Raw genomic sequence first — 14,825 nt, forward strand, 5'->3', positions numbered from 1 at the left:
ATCACTTACCTCCGAAGATGCGCTGCAGGAATCCCGGTTTTTCGTAATTCGTAAACCGCAGTTCCACAGTTTCGCCAAGGAAACGCGCGACCAGATCCTGATAGGCCTGCGAGACGTCGCTGTCCTTGATATGGATGGCCGGATTGCCCTGGTTGGAGGCTTGCAGCACCGATTCCGATTCCGGGATGATGCCCACCAGCGGGATGCGCAGGATTTCCTGCACATCGGTGTACGACAGCATTTCGCCGGCTTCCACGCGCTTCGGTGAGTAGCGGGTGATCAGCAGATGTTCCTTGACCGGCTCGCCGCCGCTCAGCGCACGGCGCGACTTGGCCTGGATGATGCCGAGGATGCGGTCCGAATCGCGTACCGACGACACTTCGGGATTGGTCACGATGATCGCTTCGTCGGCGAAGGTCAGCGCCATCACCGCGCCGTGTTCGATACCGGCCGGCGAATCGCAGATGATGTATTCGAAGTCCATCTTGTTCAGATCGTTCAGCACGCGCTCCACGCCGTCTTCGGTCAGCGCGTCCTTGTCGCGGGTTTGCGAGGCCGGCAGGATGTACAGATTGTCGCAGTGCTTGTCCTTGATCAGCGCCTGATTCAGCGTGGCTTCCTGATTCACGACATTGATCAGGTCGTACACCACGCGGCGTTCGCAGCCCATGATCAGATCGAGGTTACGCAGGCCGACGTCGAAGTCGATGACCACAGTCTTGTGTCCGCGCAGAGCCAGACCCGATGCGAAACTGGCGCTGGAAGTCGTTTTGCCGACGCCGCCTTTACCGGATGTCACAACGATGATTTTTGCCACAAAAAACTCCTTAAAAGATCAGTGGTCGCTGATTTGAAATTGCAGATTTTAATTATTGACGACCGGGCGGCCATGGCGCTGGTCGGTATGTCGCTTTGCTCGGCACCTGTCGGACAGGGGCCTTGCCTTGATTCTTGATGTTTCGTGTCGTGGTTCTTGGTTCTATTCGCGGCGCAGTTCGTGACGCAGTTCAGGTCGCCTTCAGCGGCAACACATCGATGCGGTCGCCGCTCAGGCGCACCTGTATCTGTTTCTGCGCCAGCTCCGGCGGATGGCCGTTCTCGAAGGTCCGATAGACTCCGGCGATCGAGACCAGTTCCGCTTCCAGCGAAGCGGCGAAGATGCGCGCCTCGGTATTGCCGCTGGCGCCGGCCAGCGCCCGGCCGCGCAAAGGCGCGTAGACATGGATGCTGCCGTCGGCAATGATTTCGGCGCCGTTGTTGACCGCCGCCATGATCACCAGATCGCAGCCGCGTGCATAAATGCGCTGTCCGGCGCGCACCGGCGTATCGACGAACATGGTGCCGGCCGGCATGCTTTGCTGCACAGGCTGAGCAGCGGCCTGCGCTGCCTGCGGGCGCGCCGCAGGTGTTGGTTCGGGCGCAGCTTCCGGCTGCGGTTCCAGCTCCAGTTGTACCGAGGGTGATGCTGCAGCAGCCGGCTCCGGGGTTGGCGCTGCAGCTGCCGGCGCTGCCTTGGCCGTGCTGGTGGTGTCGATGCTCAGGCCGTGAGCGACGATGCCTGCGTGCAACTCCGGCGCCGCATTGCGCACGGCGACCGTGTTCAGACGGTATTTCTTGAACAGCGCCACCAGTGCAGTCCAGTCGATGCCGGCGGCATTGCCTTCCAGCGCGCCGACGTCGAGCACCGCGAATTCGTCTTCGAAGAAATCGGAAACGCCGCCGGTCATGTCTTTCAGGGCCTGCTCCAGCGCTGCCGGATCGGTCTCATGCAGAATTGCCGAAATGGCAACCACGGTGGAAATCTTGATGTCGATCGGTTTGCGGATTTTTTGCATAAATCGTTTCTTGGTGAGCGCCGTCCGCCAGGCTTGTGCCGGCGGGCGTTCGCATCGAATAATCAATTCTGAACAAACAGCAGGAAGAGCGGGGACGGCGTCCGGCGGTTGCCTTGAGTTGCCTCGCGTGGGCCGGCAAGCAAAGCCTCAGATGCAAACGCGGGCGGCGGATGAGACTGCGGCCGCTCGATCTGCGGCCGCCAGACATGCATTGCCGGGTCGCCGCGCGGTCTCCCTTGTTTACTGGGTCTGCATTATACAGCCAGCCCGGCTGCGCACTAGCGCCCGGTGCGATCTTTTGCGGCGCGGTTCCGGGCGACCCGGCCGGCTGAGCGAATGGACCCTGATGTTTCCATCCATCCGACGCTGGCGGCCGGACAAAAAAATGGCCGGGAACATCTCTCCAGAGGAGAAACATTCCCGGCCATCAGATACCACTGCATGCGTCGCGATTTACCTGCAATCCGCGACCGCAGCTTCAGCCGTCAGGCGGAGCACATAGCCAGCCGGATCAGCCCGGCACCTTGCCGTCCACGCCTTCGACGTAGAACTTGATGCCATGCAGGAAGCCGTCATCGGCCACTGCATCCTTGGCAACCTGCTCCTTGCCGGCGTTGTCCTTGATCGGACCCTTCCAGATCGGCGCGCTGCCGTCGGCGATGCCTTTCTTGCGCTCTTCCACCAGCGCCTTGACATCGGCCGGCAGCTCAGGGTTGAAGGCGGCCAGATCGATGCCGCCTTCCTTCAGGCCGATCCAGGTGGTGGAGGATTTCCACGAACCGTCCAGCACGGCTTGCACGCGGGCGGTGTAGTACACGCCCCAGTTGATCACCGATGCCGCCAGGTGCGCCTTGGGGCCGAAGCTGGTCATGTCGCTGTCCCAGCCGAAGGCGTACACGCCCTTTTCCTGCGCGGTCTGCACCACGGCTGCCGAGTCGGTGTTCTGCATCAGCACGTCCACGCCCTGGCCGATCAGCGTGGTGGCCGCTTCACGTTCCTTGCCCGGATCGAACCACTTGTTGACCCATACCACGGCGGTGGTGGCCTTCGGATTGACCGAACGCGCACCCATGGTGAAGGAGTCGATGTTGCGGATCACTTCCGGAATCGGCACCGAGGCCACCACGCCCAGCTTGCCGGACTTGCTCATCTTGCCGGCAACCACGCCGGCCAGATACGCGCCTTCATAGGTGCGCACGTCGTATTGCGCCATGTTGTCGGCGGTCTTGAAGCCGGTCGCATGTTCGAACTTCACGTCCGGAAATTCCTTCGCTACCTTCAGCATTGCTTCCATGTAGCCGAAGGTGGTGCCGAAAATCAGTTTGTTGCCGTCGGTTGCCAACTGGCGGATCACGCGTTCTGCATCGGCCGCCGATTCAGGCACGTTTTCGACAAAGCTGGTTTTCACCTTGTCGCCGAACTTGGCTTCGACCGCCTTGCGGCCGTTGTCGTGGGCGAAGGTCCAGCCGGCGTCGCCGACCGGCCCGATGTAGACGAAGGCAACCTTCAGCGGATCGGCTGCCGGTGCGGCCGCGGCAGGTGCAGCAGCGGCCGGCGCCGGAGCGGCTTCTTCCTTCTTGCCGCAACCGATCAGGGTTGCCGCCGCCAGAGTGGCGAGCATCGCAAGCGAAGCTCTGCGCGAAATGATCATGGTGTTCTCCCTCAGGTTCAGTGGTTAAGTGCGAGTAGTTAAGTACGTGTGGTTAAGTACATTTTTTGCTGCGAAAAATGATGAAGCCAATGCGGGCGATCATGCCGAGCCGGGACGGAAAGGCTTGCCCAGCGAGGCCGGCATGTTCAGGCGAATCCAGTCCGGATTGCGCGAGATCAGCGCCAGCACCACGATGGTGGCGAGGTAGGGCGCCATCGACAGGATCTCCGACGGGATGGTCACGCCCAGACCTTGCAGATAGAACTGCAGAATCGTGACGCCGCCGAACAGCAGCGCACCGAGCAGCACGCGCGCCGGGCGCCAGGTGGCGAAGGCGGTCAGCGCCAGTGCAATCCAGCCGCGTCCGGCCACCAGGCCCTCGACCCACATCGGGGTGTAGACCAGCGACATGTAGGCGCCGGCCAGGCCGCAGCAGGCGCCGCCGAACAACAGCGCGGCGAAGCGGATGCCGCGCACCGAGTAACCCAGCGCATGGGCCGATTCCGGCGATTCACCGACTGCGCGCAGCACCAGACCCGCGCGCGTGCGATACAGAAAAACCATGCTGGCCAGGCACAGCAGCAGCGCCACATAGCTCATCCAGTGCTGATGAAACAGCGCCGGCCCGATGAAGGGAATATCGCCCAACAGCGGCACCTTGCTTGCCTGCGCGGGCAAGGCCAGGCCGACGAAGCGCTGGCCGATGAAGGCCGACAGGCCGGCGCCGAAGATCGACAGCGCCAGTCCGGTGGCCACCTGATTGGTGGCCAGACGCAGCGCCAGCCAGGCGAACAGCGTCGCCATCAGCATGCCGCACAAGGCGCCGGCGAGGAAGCCCAGCAGCAGGCTGTGAGTCTGATAACCGACCGCGAAACCGGCGATGGCGGCGACCAGCATCATGCCTTCGGCGCCGAGATTGAGCACGCCTGAGCGTTCGTTGATCAGCAGGCCGATGGCTGCCAGCAGCAAAGGCGTGCCGGCATTGATCGAGGCTGCGATGAGGGGGGCGAGTTGTTCCATGTCCGTGTCCTTATGCCTTCGGTTTCCACACCAGGCGGTATTCGATCAGGGTGTCGCAGGCCAGCAGCAGGAACAGCAGCATGCCCTGAAACACGCCGGTGATGGCCGACGGCAGGCCGAGGCGCGATTGCGCCAGCTCGCCGCCCAGATACAAGAGCGACATGATGATGCCGCCCAGCACCGCGCCGACCGGATGCAGGCGGCCGATGAAGGCCACGATGATGGCGGCGAAACCGTAGCCCGGCGAGACCGAAGGCAGCAGTTGACCGATCGGGCCGGCGATTTCAAAGGCGCCGGCCAGACCGGCGAAGCCGCCCGAAAGCAGCAAGGCCACCCACAGTGCGCTGCGGCTGGAGAAGCCGGCATAGCGCGCCGCATGCGGCGCCACACCGCCCACCGTCAGCGAGAAGCCGCGCAGGCTGCGCGTCATGAAAATGCCCATGACCACAGCTGCCACAAGCGCCACCACGAAGCCGATGTGCAGACGCGTGCCGCTGATCAGCATCGGCAGCATGAACTCCGGAGAGAACACTTTCGACTGCGGGAAATTCATGCCGTTGGGATCCTTCAGCGGGCCGTTCACGGCCCACATCAGCAGCAGTTGCGCGACGTAGGTCAGCATCAGCGACACCAGGATTTCATTGGCGTTGAACTTGTCGCGCAGCAGCGCCGTGATGCCGGCCCAGAACGCGCCGCCGGCGATGCCGGCCAGGATCATCAGCAACAGACCGGCGCCGCCGGAGATGCTGTGTCCCGGCACGTCCAGCCACACCAGCATGGCGCCGGAACATAGCGCGCCGACCGTGAACTGGCCTTCGGCGCCGATGTTCCAGATACTGGCGCGAAAACACACCGCCAGCCCCAGCGCACACAGGATCAGCGGGATGGATTTCAGCAGCAGCTCGCTGATGGCGCGCTTGCCGCTGAAGGGATCGATCATGAATACCTTGAGCCCGGCCAGCGGATCCTTGCCGAGCGCGATGAACAGCAGGGCCCCCAGCAGCATGGTCAGCACGATGGCGATCAGCGGCGACAGATAGGTCATGCTGCGCGAAGGCGCGCCGCGTAGCTCGAGGCGGAAGGGCAGCGTCAGCTTAAGCATGGCCGGCCTCCGACGCATTTTCTGGTGCAGTTGCTGCCGGCGGCGTGTAGTCCTGCCACAGCCCGCTCATCCAGACCCCGACCTGCTCGCGCGTGGCCTGTTCAATCGGAACCGAGGGCGACAACTGGCCTTTGGCAATCACGTGCAGGCGGTCGCACAGCGCGAACAGCTCATCCAGCTCTTCCGAAATCACCAGCACCGCGCAGCCTTCCTGTTTCAGTTTCAGTATTTCGCCGTGGATCTGCGCCGCAGCCCCCACGTCCACGCCCCAGGTCGGCTGGGCCACGATGAAGACCGAGGGCTTGCGTTCCATTTCACGGCCGACGATGAATTTCTGCAGATTGCCCCCCGACAGGCTTTTGGCCAGCGCATCCGGGCCGCTGGCCTTGACCTTGAAGCGTTCGATGATCGAAGCTGCGGCGCGGCGCGTGAAGGCGAAATCGATCATGCCGCGCTTCACATACGGCGTCTTCTGATGCGACAGCAGCATGTTGGCGGTCAGGCTCAGCGAAGGCACGGCGCCGCGCCCCAGGCGCTCTTCCGGCACCAGGCCGAGGCCGCGGCTGCGGCGCGGATTGGGCGACAGATGGCCGACTGCGCCGCCGCCCAGCATGATCATGTTGGGCGCGGCGCGCTGGTCTTCGCCGGACAGCGCCGCCAGCAATTCCTGCTGGCCGTTGCCGGACACGCCGGCAATGCCGACGATTTCGCCGGCGCGTACTTCGCATTCTATGTCTTTGAGTTCGGTGGCGAACAGGTGCGCCTTGGGCAGCGACAGGCGATTGATGTGCAGCTTGCGCTCATTGCGTTGTGAGTCTGGATTGCGTTCGCGGCGCAGTCGCACCAGTTCGTCGCCGATCATCATGCGCGACAGGCCGGCGCTGGTTTCTTCACGCGGATCGCAGGCGCCGGTCACGCGGCCGCCGCGCATCACGGTGGCGCTGTGGCACAGTGCGCGGATCTCATCGAGCTTGTGGCTGATGTAGAGAATGCTGCAGCCTTCTGCCGCCAGCTTGCGCAGCGTCACGAACAGTTTCTCGACCGCCTGCGGCGTCAGCACCGAAGTCGGCTCATCCAGAATCAGCAGCTGCGGATGGGTCAGCAGCGCGCGCACGATTTCCACGCGCTGGCGTTCGCCTACCGACAAGGTATGTACGTGGCGATGCGGCTCCAGCTCCAGACCGTATTTTTCGCCGGTCTGCAGGATGCGCGTGGCCAGCTCTTTCAGATCGGTATCGGCGTCCAGCCCAAGCGCGATGTTTTCGGTCACGGTCAGCGTATCGAACAGCGAGAAATGCTGGAACACCATGGCGATGCCCAGCTTGCGCGCCACCTGCGGATTGGCGATCTGCACCAGCTCACCGTTCCAGCGCAGTTCGCCGGCATCCGGCTTGACCGCGCCGAAGATGATTTTCATCAGCGTCGATTTGCCGGCGCCGTTTTCGCCGAGCACGGCGTGGATCTCGCCCGGCGCCACGCTCAGGCTGACGTCGTCATTGGCCAGCACGCCCGGATAGGCTTTGCGGACATGACTGATTTGTAGACGAAGAGCTGCGCTCACTTGTTATTCCCCAGATATTTGCTAGTACGTCCGCTTGCAGGACCGTCCTGGCGCACCTTCCCTTTAGTGTGCGCTGCGGCGATCATCATAGACAAAATGCCGGGAAACAGAAACCGCTTTTGCATCCTGTCGGCGCTGCCGGAAAATCATTTGCCGCCGCGGTGCGCCCAGCTGGTGGTGCGTTTTTCGATGATGGCGAACAGTTCATACATGGCCATCGCCATGGCGCCGATCACCACCAGACCGGCAAAGGCCAGCGGCATCTTCATCGAGGAGCCGGCCGATACCAGCAGATAGCCTATGCCTTCGTTGGAGGCGTTCATTTCAGACACGGTGGAGCCGACGAAGGCCAGCGTGATCGCCACTTTCAAGGAGGCAAAGAAGTAGGGCATGGAACGCGGCAGACCGACTTTGAGCAGGATGTCCATGCGTTTGGCGCCGAGCACGCGCAGCACGTCTTCCAGTTCCGGCTCCAGCGTGGCCAGGCCGGTGGCGATGTTGACCATGATGGGGAAGAAGGAAATCAGGAAGGCGGTCAGGATCGCCGGGCCGGCGCCGATGCCGAACCACACCACCAGCACCGGCACGAAGGCGGCCTTGGGCAGGGCGTTGAAGGCGGTCATCAGCGGATAGGCGGCGGCATACAGCATGGGCGAGGAGCCGATCGCGAAGCCCAGCGTCACGCCCACTGCCACTGCGATGCCGAAGCCGACCATGGTGACCCAGAATGTCGCCAGCGCGTGATGCGTGATGGGGCCGGCGAATTCGATCATGGCCTGCAGGATGGACATGGGGCTGGGGAAAATGAAGTCCGACACCTGCATCACGCTGCAGACGAACTGCCAGACGCCGATGATCAGGAGCAGCAGGAACCAGGGCGCCAGCGTGGTGGCGGCCTTGTTCAGTTTTCCTTGGAAGAGGGTTTTCATGTCGTTTCCGATGCGTTCAGATGAGTCAGGTATCAGCTATCAGGTATCAGGTATTGCGTACGCGGCCGATATGCTCGCGCAGTTCATGCACCAGCGCGTTGAAGCTGTCGGTGTAGGTCAGTTCCAGCTCGCGCGGACGCGGCAGCGGATTTTCCTTGCGCGCAACGATGCGGCCGGGGCGCTTGCTCATCACGTAAATGGTGTCGGCCAGGAAGGCGGCTTCGCGCAGATCGTGGGTCACCAGAATCACGTTGAACTGGCGCTCGGTCCACAGATCGCGCAGCACGCACCACAGTTCTTCGCGGGTGAAGGCATCCAGCGCGCCGAAAGGCTCGTCCAGCAGCAGCATTTTCGGTTCATGGATCAGGGCGCGGCAAATCGACGCGCGCTGTTGCATGCCGCCCGACAATTGCCAGGGAAACTTGTCGGCATAGCCGTCGAGGCCGACCGTCTTCAACAGCTTGAGCGCGCGCTCGGTGTATTCGGCTTTCTTTTGCTTGAAATTCTTGCGGTACGGTTCGACGATTTCCAGCGGCAGCAGAACGTTTTCCAGCGTGGTGCGCCAGGGCAGCAGCGTCGGCGCCTGAAACGCCATGCCGACGATCTTCAGCGGGCCGGTGACCAGCGCGCCGTCAATCGAGACCGAGCCGCGATTCGGCTGCCTGAGGCCGGTCGCCAGCTTCATGAAGGTCGATTTGCCGCAGCCGGAAGGGCCGACGATGGAAATGAATTCGCCCGGACGGGTTTGCAGGTTGATGTCTTCCACCGCAAATTCGGCGGCGCCGTCGTAGGCGAGATAGACATGGCGGAAATCGACGAAGGTGTCGCTCATGGGCTGCATCTTTATTCAGTGAATCAGGAATGCTCGGGCAGTTGTTGCCTGCTTAATTCGATATGGCGGTATGGCAGGCCTGTCTGCAGGACTGCGGCTGCCGGCGCAATCAGTCGCGATTCGCAGGCAGCCGTCGGCCTGCAGCTTATTTCGGGAACACGTCCAGCTCAGCCTTGGAGGGCAGGAAAGAGCCGTTCCAGATCTTGTCGGCGTTGACCCGGGTCTTGGTGCCGTAGGCATCCGAGACTTGTGATGCCATCAGCGTCAGGCGCGGCAGAAACACCTGGCCGTAGCCTTCCGACTTGGCGTGCGGGGTGGCGATGGCGCTGGTGATGGCCAGCTTCAGGCGGCGCAGTTCCAGCTTCTCGTCAACCAGGCCGTCGCGTTCCTTGAGCACCTTGATCGCGGCTTCCGGATTGGCCATCACGTCCTTGGAGGCCTTGGCGAAGGCGCGCAGGAAACCCTTGATGGCTTCCGGCTTTTGCTTGACCATCGCTTCCGAAGCGATGATGGCGTTGCCGTACAGCTTGACGCCGTAGTCCGGGAACATCATCACGCTGATGTCTTCATCCTTGACGCCGCGGGCGTTCAGGTTCAGCAGCGAGGTGAAGTAGAAGCCGGTGATGGCGTCGACATCGCCGCGCGCCAGCATGGTTTCACGCAGCGGCGGGTCCATGCTGGTCCAGGCGGTCTTGCTAGCATCCAGACCGTTGGCCTTGGCGAAGATAGGGTAGCCGCGGCGGCCGGCGTCGAACACCGGAGCGCCCAGCTTCTTGCCGACCAGATCGGCCGGTTTCTTGATGCCCGACTTCTTCAGCGAGAAAATCGCGGCCGGGGTGTCGTTGTACACCATCATCACGCCCACCGGCTTGCTCGGCGCATCGGTATTGTTGGCGGCGAATTCCATGAGCGCCGCCATGTCGGCGAAGCCCATGTCGTAAGTGCCGGAGGCGACGCGGTTGACCGCATTGCCGGAGCCGTTGCCGGCGTCAATGGTGACGTCCAGTTTTTCCTGGGCGAAGTAGCCCTTGGATTTGGCCACCAGAAACAGCGCGGCCGGGCCTTCGAAGCGCCAGTCGAGCTGGAATTTGATCTTGGTCTCTTGCGCGAAAGAGGACGAAGCCGATACCAGGCCGAGCAGCAGCGCTGCAGAACAGCCGAGGAAGCGGAATGAACGCATGGGGGAATCTCCCGAAAACGAATCTGTGAAAAGGAGGTGGAAGCCGCAATGTGCGCAGGCCGGTGCATCGAAAACAGCTGCCGATGCCGGACAGGGTGCAAAACCAAAACTACGCGCCTGAACACATTCCGGTAATGCGGCTTCCACCGAAGTACAGCCTCAAGACACGGTCCGGCTAGAAGGAGTCGCCGGACTGCGGTACAACACGGTATCGGCCGGCGTCGTCCCCAACGCCGGCCGGATTGCCTCGGATCGCCCGCGATCAGAAGCGGTGGCGGATACCCAGACCGAAGCCGTTGGAACGGCCGAAGGTGGTGACCTTGTCGCTCATCACGATGGCGTACAGGTCGGTGCGCTTGGAGAGGAAGTAGTCGTAACCGACCGAAGTCGTGTTGCGGCTCACATCGTTGCCGATCAGGCTGCCCGAACGCTTGGTGTTGGCGTAGCCGACCAGCAGCGAGCCGTTGCCGATCGGTGCGCTGATACCGACGCTGGCGAGCTTGTCTTTCATTTCAGGCGTGCCGGCGGTGGTGTCCTTGCTGATCTGATAGGTGCCGTACAGCTTGACGACCTGGAAGTCGTAGGTCGCGCCGACCATTGCCGTCTTCTGGCGGGTGACCGAGCTGATCGGTGCGGTGGCATCTATCACGGCGGCGCCGGAGTTCGGGTTGCTGGCCTGCGCATCGAAGTACAGGCCGGTCAGCGCCAGGCCGCCGTTGAAGTACAGTACGTTGGCGCCGATGTTCTTCTTGCCGGTCTGGCCGGCGACTTCACCGAATTGGTAGTGCAGGTTGGCCTGCAGACCGCCGAATTTCGGCGTCGTGTAAATGATTTCATTGCTCCAGCCGCTGTCGGCCGCATTGGCTTGCGCCCAGGTGCGTGCGCCGAAGTTGCCGGAAGGGGTGTACACGTGCAGCACCAGCGGCGAGAAGGTGAAGGAGTCGCCGAACGGGTTGAACAGCACGGTCGGCAAGAAGCTGGGCGCCAGACCGCGGCCCATCATGAAACGGCCGTAGCTGCCGGACAGCGCGATATTGGCATCGCGCGAAAACAGGTTGTCGCCGCTGAAACGGCCGCTGGCACCGGTATCTGTCTGGAAGAAGGAAGTCAGTGCGAATTCGGCCTTGAGACCGCCGCCGAGATCTTCCACGCCCTTGAAACCGATCCACGATGTAGTCAGGCCGCCGGAACCGACCGAGGCTTTGCTGCCGGTATCGCCGCTGTTCTTCAGGCTGCCTGCAAACGCATCCACCAAGCCGCTCACGGTGACGCTCGACTGCGCCATCGCGCTGCCGGCCATCAGGCAGGATGCCAAGGCCAGTGCCAAACGAGTTTTCTTCATTACGCTCCCCTAGGTTGGACAAGTAACGTACGCAACGTACGTTACGGTTAAATTGAAAAGACGAAAAAATGTGTCAACGCAGGACTGAGAACTACGCGCTCCCCGCTCATTTTCAGCACATCGTCGGCAATTTCCAGGACAGATCGTTAGCAGATATCGTGCCAGTACGATTTGTGTAGTGACGGTGCTTTGCCGGCCGCGGATTTTTTTGTCATATCGGGCGGCTGGCATGCGGCCGTCGTCGCGCTGGTACGCACGCCGCCAAGGCGCTCCGTTCCGACTATTGCCGCTCCGATGTCTGTGCGATGCGATGGCGGCGTTTCACCTGTCCGATTTGCATCTCCCCTGCATATCGACTAAAACATGTGGAATGCGATGGAAAGCCTGATTTCATTTTGTTGACAAAATCATTTTCAATCTGCGACAAGTTGGTGCTATTCATGCACTGAATTTGACGCTATGCACTAAAAATGAAAACATAAAATTTCTTGTGCAGCATCCCTCATATCTCCTGTAAGCCAGTACTGTATTGGATTTTTAATTTTGCAGGACAGAATTGAGAAATAAAAATGTTGAAAAATATTGTCGACAGTGTGTGTGACAATAATCGAATGATGCGTGCTTTTTTTGTGCCGTCGCGGGAGTGAGCGTGGGCCGCCCTGGCGGCCCTTTAGCGTTTACCGCCGATCCCGGCCGTTTGTGGCTCGGCGCAGATTCAGCGCGCTTGCCTGGCTGCGATCGCATCTTGCTGTTGTGTTTTGACCGTCTTGCCGAGGCTTTGTGTGAAGGCGCGCGCATATATCAGATATAGGATGGCGCGCGTGTTTTTTTGCCCCGGCATCTTTTATGCTAAGCCCCTGCGGTGGCCCTGAGATTTTGAGGGCGACAGGGTGGAAAATGCGCAGGCATCCTTGGCGGCGCGGTCGCAAAACGCTATAGGCGAAATCAATAGAACCAACACAGGGGTAAGACAGAAACATGGAAGCATATATATTCGAATGGCTGAATCTGCTGCTGCGCTGGCTGCACGTGATTACCGCTATCGCCTGGATCGGTTCATCCTTCTATTTCGTCTGGCTCGACAACAGCCTGACGCGGCCGGCCGATCCCGAGTTGCTGGAAAAGGGCGTGGGCGGTGAGCTGTGGGCGGTACACGGCGGTGGCTTTTACAATCCGCAAAAATATCTGCTGGCGCCCAAGATGCTGCCCGAGCATCTGCACTGGTTTTACTGGGAGTCGTACAGCACCTGGCTGTCCGGCTTTGCCTTGTTCTCGGTGCTGTATCTGTTCAACGCCAATGTGTTTCTGGTGGACCGCAATGTGTTCGACATGTCGGGGCCGATGGCCGGCGGCGCAGCCATCGCCTTTCTGATTTTCGGCTGGCTGATTTACGACACCATCTGCAGCGTCTTCGGTGAACGCAAGAACGGCGACCGCACTGTCAACATTCTGGTCGGCCTGTATGTGGTGATCGCGGTGTGGGTGGCCTGCCATCTGTTTTCGGGGCGCGCGGCCTTCCTGCTGAGCGGCGCCACCATGGCAACCATCATGAGCGCCAACGTGCTGTTCTGGATCATCCCGGGCCAGCGCAAGATGGTGGCGTCGATGCGCGCCGGCCAGTCGCCCGATCCCATCCACGGCAAGCGCGGCAAGCAGCGCAGCGTGCACAATACTTATTTCACGCTGCCGGTGCTGTTTGCGATGCTGTCGAATCACTACAGCATGACCTACAGCGCCGAGCACAACTGGCTGGTGCTGTTGCTGATCATGACGTCAGGTGTGCTGATTCGCCAGTTCTTTGTGCTGCGGCACAAGGGGGTGTCGAACTGGTGGTATCCGGGCGTGGCGGTGGTGTTGCTGGGTTTGACGGCGTTTCTGGCGCGTCCGGCTTCCTTGCGGCCTGCCGTGCCCAAGCCGGCGGCTGTCGCATCGGCTGCCTCGTCTGACCGGCCTGCCGCAGCTGTGGCGGCTCCGGCAGCTGCGGCGCCTGCGAGCGGCGTTTCGTTTGCGCAGGTGCAGGAGGTGGTGCAAGCGCGTTGCATTCAGTGCCATGCGGCTGCGCCTACGCTGATGCCGACGCCGGGCAAGGGGATTTTGCTGGATAGCAAAGAGGCGATCTTGCAGCATGCGCAGCAGATTTATCAGCAGGCCTCGGTGCAGAAGGCGATGCCCTTGGGGAATATGACCAAGATTACGGACGAGGAGCGGGCGTTGATCGGGAAGTGGTTTGAAGCCGGGGCGACGGGGAATTGAGTCGGTTTTTGGGGGGATTGTTTCGACGGGCTGTTTTCCTTGCTCGTCAATAAAAAACGCCGGCATCTGCCGGCGTTTTTTTATCCATTCAGAAAAACTCAGGCTTCCCGATAAGGATGCGTAGCCTTCCAGTGTTCGGCGATATCGATGCGGCGGCAGATCCAGACGCGGTCGTGCGATTGCACGTAGTCGAGGAAACGTTGCAGCGCGACGATGCGGCCCGGACGTCCCAGCAGGCGGCAGTGCATGCCGATGGAGAGCATCTTGGGCGTTTCTTCGCCTTCCGCGTACAGCACGTCGAAGCTGTCTTTCAGGTATTGGAAGAAATGCTCGCTGGTGTTGAACCCCTGCGGCGTGGCGAAGCGCATGTCGTTGGTGTCCAGCGTGTAGGGCACCACCAGATGCGGCTGATCGCCGTCTGAGGTTTCCACCTTGGTCCAGAACGGCAGGTCGTCGCCGTAGTAGTCCGAGTCATAGGCGAAGCCGCCGTGTTCGACCACTAGTTGCCTGGTGTTGGGCGAGTCGCGGCCGGTGTACCAGCCTTGCGGTGCGTGGCCGGTCAGCTGGCGGAAAATTTCCACGGCCTGGCGCATGTGCTCGCGCTCGATGTCGATGTCGGTGTTCTGATAATGAATCCAGCGCAGGCCGTGGCAAGCGATTTCATGCCCGAGTTCGACGAAGGCGCTGGTGACTTCCGGTGAGCGTTGCAGGGCCATGGCGACGCCGAATACGGTCAGCGGCAGGCCGCGTTGTTCGAATTCGCGCAGGATGCGCCATACGCCCACGCGCGAGCCGTATTCGTAGATCGATTCCATCGACATGTGACGCGCCGGGTAGGCTGCGGCGCCGATGATTTCCGACAGGAATTGTTCGGAGCCGGGGTCGCCGTGCAGCACGTTGTTTTCGCCGCCTTCTTCGTAATTGAGGACGAATTGCAGCGCAATGCGCGCCTTGCCGGGCCATCGGGCGTGAGGGACATTGCGGCCATAGCCTTTCAGGTCGCGGGGATAGCTTTGTTGCTGTGACATAGATGTTCAGTCAAAAACGGTTCGTGGTTCGGAAAACGGAGACAACAATACAAAACAGAGTCGGAAGTCGGGTGCGGCGCCCGCGTAGATCC

At 61.3% G+C, this 14,825-nt stretch carries 12 protein-coding genes; 1 reads left to right on the forward strand and 11 read right to left on the reverse strand.

Annotation, left to right across the window (positions count from 1 at the left end; genetic code table 11):
- Nucleotide 1 precedes the first annotated feature (1 nt).
- From minD to PQR62_RS08445, 10 genes are all read right to left on the reverse strand, one after another.
- Nucleotides 2–817 (reverse strand): septum site-determining protein MinD, encoded by an 816-nt coding sequence (gene minD / locus PQR62_RS08400; RefSeq protein WP_408156747.1) that lies wholly within the window; start codon nucleotides 815–817, stop codon nucleotides 2–4.
- A gap of 190 nt (nucleotides 818–1,007) precedes the next feature.
- A complete protein-coding gene (gene minC, locus PQR62_RS08405; protein WP_408156749.1) occupies nucleotides 1,008–1,835 on the reverse strand; it encodes a septum site-determining protein MinC in 828 nt (275 codons plus the stop codon).
- Nucleotides 1,836–2,346: 511 nt separating this feature from the next.
- Nucleotides 2,347–3,486 (reverse strand): BMP family ABC transporter substrate-binding protein, encoded by a 1,140-nt coding sequence (locus PQR62_RS08410; protein ID WP_408156752.1) that lies wholly within the window; start codon nucleotides 3,484–3,486, stop codon nucleotides 2,347–2,349.
- A 99-nt stretch (nucleotides 3,487–3,585) separates the two neighbouring features.
- Nucleotides 3,586–4,506 carry an ABC transporter permease gene (locus PQR62_RS08415; protein ID WP_408156755.1) on the reverse strand — a complete coding sequence of 307 codons (921 nt, stop codon included), beginning with the start codon at nucleotides 4,504–4,506 and terminating at the stop codon, nucleotides 3,586–3,588.
- Nucleotides 4,507–4,516: 10 nt separating this feature from the next.
- Nucleotides 4,517–5,608, reverse strand: coding sequence for an ABC transporter permease (locus PQR62_RS08420; RefSeq protein WP_408156758.1), 1,092 nt, complete (start codon nucleotides 5,606–5,608; stop codon nucleotides 4,517–4,519).
- Nucleotides 5,601–7,169 carry an ABC transporter ATP-binding protein gene (locus PQR62_RS08425; protein WP_408156760.1) on the reverse strand — a complete coding sequence of 523 codons (1,569 nt, stop codon included), beginning with the start codon at nucleotides 7,167–7,169 and terminating at the stop codon, nucleotides 5,601–5,603. The genes PQR62_RS08420 and PQR62_RS08425 overlap by 8 nt, the downstream gene beginning before the upstream one ends.
- Nucleotides 7,170–7,315: 146 nt before the next feature.
- Nucleotides 7,316–8,098, reverse strand: a complete 783-nt coding sequence (locus PQR62_RS08430) for an ABC transporter permease (RefSeq protein WP_408156762.1) — start codon at nucleotides 8,096–8,098, stop codon at nucleotides 7,316–7,318.
- 46 nt (nucleotides 8,099–8,144) lie between these two features.
- Nucleotides 8,145–8,930, reverse strand: coding sequence for an ABC transporter ATP-binding protein (locus tag PQR62_RS08435; protein ID WP_408156764.1), 786 nt, complete (start codon nucleotides 8,928–8,930; stop codon nucleotides 8,145–8,147).
- A 145-nt stretch (nucleotides 8,931–9,075) separates the two neighbouring features.
- Nucleotides 9,076–10,110 (reverse strand): ABC transporter substrate-binding protein, encoded by a 1,035-nt coding sequence (locus PQR62_RS08440; RefSeq protein ID WP_408156766.1) that lies wholly within the window; start codon nucleotides 10,108–10,110, stop codon nucleotides 9,076–9,078.
- A 262-nt stretch (nucleotides 10,111–10,372) separates the two neighbouring features.
- The gene (locus PQR62_RS08445; protein ID WP_408156768.1) at nucleotides 10,373–11,452 is read right to left on the reverse strand and encodes a porin; all 1,080 of its coding nucleotides are present in this window, start codon (nucleotides 11,450–11,452) and stop codon (nucleotides 10,373–10,375) included.
- 978 nt (nucleotides 11,453–12,430) lie between these two features.
- On the opposite strand from PQR62_RS08445, the gene PQR62_RS08450 reads away from it, so the two are divergent.
- A complete protein-coding gene (locus PQR62_RS08450; protein ID WP_408156770.1) occupies nucleotides 12,431–13,705 on the forward strand; it encodes a urate hydroxylase PuuD in 1,275 nt (424 codons plus the stop codon).
- A gap of 98 nt (nucleotides 13,706–13,803) precedes the next feature.
- On the opposite strand, the gene puuE is transcribed toward PQR62_RS08450, so the two are convergent.
- Nucleotides 13,804–14,733: an allantoinase PuuE gene (gene puuE, locus PQR62_RS08455; RefSeq protein ID WP_408156772.1), complete on the reverse strand. Its 930-nt coding sequence runs from the start codon at nucleotides 14,731–14,733 to the stop codon at nucleotides 13,804–13,806.
- Between the last annotated feature and the right edge of the window lie 92 nt (nucleotides 14,734–14,825).

Source organism: Herbaspirillum lusitanum (assembly GCF_046025995.1).
Taxonomy (GTDB): Bacteria; Pseudomonadota; Gammaproteobacteria; order Burkholderiales; family Burkholderiaceae_D; genus Herbaspirillum; species Herbaspirillum lusitanum_A.

Excerpts from the sequence above, each read along its gene's own strand:
- minC (WP_408156749.1), bottom strand. The coding sequence starts at position 1,835 with ATGCAAAAAATCCGCAAACCGATCGACATCAAGATTTCCACCGTGGTT.
- PQR62_RS08410 (WP_408156752.1), bottom strand. The coding sequence starts at position 3,486 with ATGATCATTTCGCGCAGAGCTTCGCTTGCGATGCTCGCCACTCTGGCG.
- PQR62_RS08415 (WP_408156755.1), bottom strand. The coding sequence starts at position 4,506 with ATGGAACAACTCGCCCCCCTCATCGCAGCCTCGATCAATGCCGGCACG.
- PQR62_RS08420 (WP_408156758.1), bottom strand. The coding sequence starts at position 5,608 with ATGCTTAAGCTGACGCTGCCCTTCCGCCTCGAGCTACGCGGCGCGCCT.
- PQR62_RS08430 (WP_408156762.1), bottom strand. The coding sequence starts at position 8,098 with ATGAAAACCCTCTTCCAAGGAAAACTGAACAAGGCCGCCACCACGCTG.
- PQR62_RS08435 (WP_408156764.1), bottom strand. The coding sequence starts at position 8,930 with ATGAGCGACACCTTCGTCGATTTCCGCCATGTCTATCTCGCCTACGAC.
- PQR62_RS08440 (WP_408156766.1), bottom strand. The coding sequence starts at position 10,110 with ATGCGTTCATTCCGCTTCCTCGGCTGTTCTGCAGCGCTGCTGCTCGGC.
- PQR62_RS08445 (WP_408156768.1), bottom strand. The coding sequence starts at position 11,452 with ATGAAGAAAACTCGTTTGGCACTGGCCTTGGCATCCTGCCTGATGGCC.
- PQR62_RS08450 (WP_408156770.1), top strand. The coding sequence starts at position 12,431 with ATGGAAGCATATATATTCGAATGGCTGAATCTGCTGCTGCGCTGGCTG.
- puuE (WP_408156772.1), bottom strand. The coding sequence starts at position 14,733 with ATGTCACAGCAACAAAGCTATCCCCGCGACCTGAAAGGCTATGGCCGC.